Genomic DNA, 5,633 nt, shown 5'->3' on the forward strand with positions numbered 1-5,633 from the left:
GGGGTGGCGGGTGTGATCAAGATGGTGCAGGCGATGCGCCATGAGGTGTTGCCGGCGACGTTGCATGTGGATGTGCCGTCCCCGCATGTGGATTGGTCGGCGGGGTCGGTGTCGTTGTTGACCGAGGCGCGGCCTTGGAAAACCGAGCAAGCCGAGCAAACCGAGCAAGCCGGGCGGGCTCGACGGGCGGGGGTGTCCTCGTTCGGGATCAGTGGCACCAATGCGCATGTGATTATCGAGTCCGTTGCTGCTGAGCAGGCGCGCGACGCTGGGCCGGTGCTGCCGGTGGTGCCGTGGGTGGTGTCGGCGAAGTCAGCGGGCGCGCTGCAAGCGCAGGCTGCTCGGCTGGCGGCGCATATTCGCGCTGACGCCGAGCTGGACGTTGCTGATGTGGCGTGGTCGTTGGCCGGTCGCTCGGCGTTCGACCATCGGGCTGTCGTGGTGGGCGAAGATCGCGACCGGTTGCTGGCCGGGCTGGACGAGCTGGCCGGCGATGACGTCATAGCGGTCGTTCGGGGCACCGCCAGCCCGGCGGGCAAGAGCGTGTTCGTGTTCCCCGGCCAAGGTTCCCAATGGATCGGCATGGGTGTCGAATTGCTCGACACCGCACCGGTATTCGCGCAGCAGATCGGGGCCTGCGCCGAGGCCTTCGCCGAATTCGTGGACTGGTCACTGACCGACGTCCTGCGCGGTGCTCCCGGTGCACCAGGCCTGGATCGGGTGGACGTGGTGCAGCCGGTGCTGTTCGCGGTGATGGTGTCGCTGGCCGAACTGTGGAAGTCGGTCGGGGTGCGACCGGACGCCGTAATCGGGCATTCCCAAGGCGAAATCGCGGCCGCGTACGTCGCGGGTGCGCTGTCCCTGCGCGACGCCGCGCGAGTGGTCACCCTGCGCAGCCAGTTGCTGACGTCGCTGGCCGGTCCGGGTGGCATGGTGTCCATCGCCTGCGGTGCCGATCGGGTACGGGAGTTGTTGGCGCCCTTCGGTAATCGGATCGGCATCGCCGTCGTCAACGGGCCGTCGGCGGTCGTGGTGTCCGGTGAAGTGGACGCGCTGGAGGAACTGATCCGCGTTTGCGCCGACCACGAACTGCGCACCCGCCGGATCGACGTCGACTATGCATCGCACTCGGTCGAGGTCGAGGCGATCCGCGCTGAGCTCGTCGACGTCCTTGCCGGTATCGAGCCGCGTTCATCGCGCACTGTCTTCTTCTCCACGGTGACCGGAACCCGCTTGGACACAGCGGGTTTGGACGCCGACTACTGGTACCGCAATATCCGCCAGACCGTGCAGTTCGACCAGGCCGTACGCAGCGCCGGTGAGCACGGGTACCGCACTTTCATCGAGTCCAGTCCGCACCCGGCATTGATCGCCGCCATCGAAGAATCGGTGGCAACCGCCGACAACGCGGACAGTGAAGCGATCGTCGTTCCCACCCTCGGCCGTGACGACGGCGGCTTGGACCGGTTCCTCAAGTCGGCGGCCGCCGCCTTCGTGGCCGGCGTGAGCGTGGACTGGCGTGGTGTGCTGGACGGGGCGGGCTTTATCGAACTGCCGACGTATGCCTTTGAAAGGCGCCGGTTTTGGCTGTCCGGCGAAGGTACCGGGGCAGACGCAGCGGGCTTGGGCCTGGCCGCCGGCGAGCACCCGCTACTCGGCGCTGTGGTGGAGCTACCGGCGTCGGGCGGCGTCGCATTGACCGGCCGACTATCGCCCAGTGCGCAGGGATGGCTCGCCGATCACGCCGTGTCAGGGTCAATCGTGTTCCCCGGCACCGGCTTTGTCGAGTTGGCGATCCGCGCCGGCGACGAAGTCGGTTGCTCGGTGGTCGACGAGCTGACGTTGCGGACACCGCTGTTGCTGCCGGCGTCCGGGTCGGTTGCGGTGCAAGTGATCGTCGGAGACGCCGACGAGTTCGGCCAGCGCAGTGTCTCGATTTATTCGCGCGCCGAAGCCGATGCGGCGTGGATCTGCCATGCCGAGGGAACATTGACCCCTGGGTCGGTCGAGCCGGCAGTCGACTTGTCGGCGTGGCCGCCAGCGGGCGCCGTCGCGGTCGATGTGACCGACGGCTATGAGCGACTGGCGGCCCACGGTTACGGATACGGCCCGGCCTTCCGCGGCCTGACCGCGATGTGGGCCCGCGGAGACGAGATATTCGCCGAGGTAAGGCTGCCCGACGCGGCCGGCGGTGCCGGCGACTTCGGCATGCACCCGGCGCTGCTCGATGCGGCCCTGCACGCTGTGGCGGTAGCGAGCCAGGACGCCGAGTTGGTGTTGCCCTTCTCCTGGCAGGGCGTGGCGTTGCATGCTGCGGGAGCCTCGGCAGTGCGCGCCCGGATCGCGCCATCGGGCCCGTCGTCCGTCTCCATCGAGCTCGCCGATGGATTGGGATTGCCGGTGCTTTCGGTGGCATCGATGGTGGCCCGCCCGGTGAGCGAGCAGCAACTGCGTGCCGCCGTATCGGGCTCGGGGCCCGACCGGTTGTTCGAGCTGGTTTGGTCGCCGGCGTCTGGGGCTTCGAAACCGGCTGTCGTGCCGTCGTACGAGGTATTCGAATCCGTTGCGGCTGAGGAAGATCCGGTGGCCGGAGCCTACCAGCGCACGCACCGGGCGCTGGCTGCAGTCCAATCGTGGCTGACCGAACGGGACTCCGGGCTGCTGGTGGTGAGCACCCAGCGGGCGGTTGCCCTTCCCGCGGAGGATGTCGCCGATCTCGCGGGCGCGGCGGTGTGGGGCCTGGTTCGGTCGGCTCAAACCGAACACCCGGGCCGCGTCGTATTGGTGGATTCCGATGCGCCACTTGACGATGACGCCATAGCCGCGGCTCTGGCGGTCGGCGAGCCGCAGGTGTTGCTGCGCGGCGGACAGGCGTACACCGCCCGGGTGCGCGGCAGCCGCGCAGTGGACGGCCTCCTGGTTCCGCCGGCCGACGGGCCCTGGCGGTTGGGCATCAGCAGCGCGGGCACCTTCGAGAACCTGCAGCTGCAGCCGGTTCCCAACGCCGACGGGCCGTTGCAGCCCGGCCAGGTTCGGGTGGCGCTGCGCGCCATCGCCGCAAACTTCCGCGACATCATGATCACCCTGGGCATGTTCACCCACGACGGGCTGCTCGGTGGCGAAGGCGCCGGCGTGGTCGTCGAAGTCGGCCCCGGGGTTACCGAATTCGCGGTCGGTGATTCGGTGTACGGATTCTTCCCCGACGGCCACGGCACGGTGGTCGCCGGCGATGTGCGGATCCTGCAGCCGATGCCCGCCGACTGGTCCTACGCCGAAGCCGCCGCCATATCAGCCGTTTTCACCACCGCCTACATGGCGTTCGTCCACCTGGCCGACGCCAAGCGGGGTCAGCGGGTGTTGGTGCACGCCGCCGCCGGCGGGGTGGGTATGGCGGCAGTGCAGTTGGCGCGTCATCTGGGGCTGGAGGTGTTTGCCACCGCCAGCCGCGGTAAGTGGGACACGTTGCGGGCCATGGGCTTCGACGAGGACCACATCTCTGATTCGCGCAGTCTGGAGTTCGAGGACAAGTTCCGCGCGGTCACCGGTAGGACGGGCACGGCTGGCATGGATGTGGTGCTGGACTCGCTGGCCGGTGAATTCGTCGACGCGTCACTGCGGTTGGTCAAGCCCGGCGGCATCTTCTTGGAGATGGGCAAGACCGACATCCGCGACCCCGGGGCGATCGGGCAGGAATACCCGGGGGTGCGCTACCGGGCATTCGACCTCTTCGAGCCCGGCCGTCCGCGGATGCACCAGTGGATGCGCGATCTCGCGGAGTTGTTCGACGCCGGCGTGCTGCGGCCGTTGCCGGTGACGACGTTCGACATCCGCCGCGCCGAAGCGGCGTTGCGTTACCTGAGCCAAGCCCGCCATATCGGCAAGGTCGTGATGACGCTGCCCGACGCCTGGGCGAAAGGCACCGTGCTGATCACCGGTGGCCCCGGCATGGCGGGTTCGGTGCTGGCCCGTCACGTGGTGGCTCATCACGGGGCACGGCATCTGCTCCTGGTGAGCCGGCGCGGCCCGGACGCGCCCGGGGCGCAGGAACTCTCGGCCGAGCTCAGCGCCGCCGGTGCCCTGGTTCAGGTGGTCGCCTGCGATGCGGCCGATCGTGAGGCGCTGGCCAAGGTGATCGCCGGCATTCCGGTGCAGCATCCGCTGTCGGCGGTGATTCACGCCGCCGGTGTGCTCGACGATGCGGTGGTGACGTCGCTGACCCCCGAGCGGGTCGACGCGGTATTGCGGGCCAAGGTGGACGCCGCCTGGAACCTGCACGATCTCACCCGCGACCTGAATGTGTCTGCATTCGTGATGTTTTCGTCGATGGCGGGGCTGGTCGGCTCGTCGGGCCAGGCCAACTACGCGGCGGCCAACTCGTTCCTGGACGCGCTGGGCGCACACCGGCGCGCGCGCCGGCTGCCCGCGGTGTCGCTGGGGTGGGGGCTGTGGGATCAGGCCAGCGCCATGACCGGGAGCCTGGATGCCGCCGGCCGGGCGCGGCTGGGCCGCGACGGGATCCTGGCGCTGTCCTCCGACGAGGCGATGGAACTGTTCGACACCGCGCTGATCGTCGACGAGCCGTTCCTGGCGCCGGCCCGAATCGATCTGGCCGCGCTGCGGGCCCACGCGGTGGCGGTGCCGCCGATGTTCACCGATCTGGTCAACGCGCCGACTCGGCGCAAGGTCGACGACTCGCTGGCCGCCGCGAAATCGAAATCGGCTCTGGCGCACCGCCTGCAGGGGCTGGCCGAGTCCGAGCAACACGCTGTCGTGTTGGATCTGGTGCGCTCCCACATCGCCACGGTGCTGGGCACTGTCACTCCCGAGGCGATCGACCCCGACAAGGCGTTCCAGGAGTTGGGCTTTGACTCGCTGACCGGGGTCGAAATGCGCAACCGGCTCAAAGCCGCTACCGGCCTTGCCCTTTCACCCACGCTCATCTTCGACTATCCGACCCCCAACGGCCTGGCGTCCTACATCCGCGCCGAACTTGCCGGTGCCCCACAAGAAATCAGGCACGCGCCCGCGGTTCGCGCCACTGGCGACGACTCGATCGCGATCGTCGGCATGTCCTGCCGCTACCCGGGCGGAGTGGAGTCCCCGGAAGACCTCTGGGACATGCTGATCCAGCGACGCGACGTGCTGTCGGAATTCCCGACGGATCGCGGCTGGGACCTGGCCGGCCTGTACAACCCCGACCCCGACGTTCGGGGCGCCTGTTACACGCGCACCGGCGGCTTCGTGGACGGCGTCGCGGACTTCGACCCCGCCTTCTTCGGTATTGCGCCCAGCGAGGCGCTGGCGATGGACCCGCAGCAACGCATGCTCCTCGAGCTGTCCTGGGAAGCGTTGGAGCGGGCCGGGATTGAACCCGGCGGGTTGCGGGGCAGCGCCACCGGCGTGTTCGCCGGGGTATATACCCAGGGCTACGGTATCGGCAACGCGGATGCCCCAGAAGGCTTCCGGCTGACCGGCCAGTCGTCGAGCGTCGCCTCGGGTCGGGTGTCGTATGTGTTGGGGCTGGAGGGCCCGGCGGTGTCGGTGGATACGGCGTGTTCGTCGTCGTTGGTGGCGTTGCACATGGCGGTGCAGTCGCTGCGTACCGGTGAGTGCGACCTGGCACTGGCCGGCGG

Annotated in this window: 1 protein-coding gene; it reads left to right on the forward strand. The window is 68.8% G+C overall.

Annotation, left to right across the window (positions count from 1 at the left end):
* The coding region (locus tag VML93_RS16685) for an SDR family NAD(P)-dependent oxidoreductase (RefSeq protein WP_325612300.1) at positions 1–5,633 on the forward strand (5,633 nt) is incomplete at both ends.

It is taken from the genome of Mycobacterium sp. (assembly GCF_035499775.1).
Lineage (GTDB): Bacteria > Actinomycetota > Actinomycetes > Mycobacteriales > Mycobacteriaceae > Mycobacterium.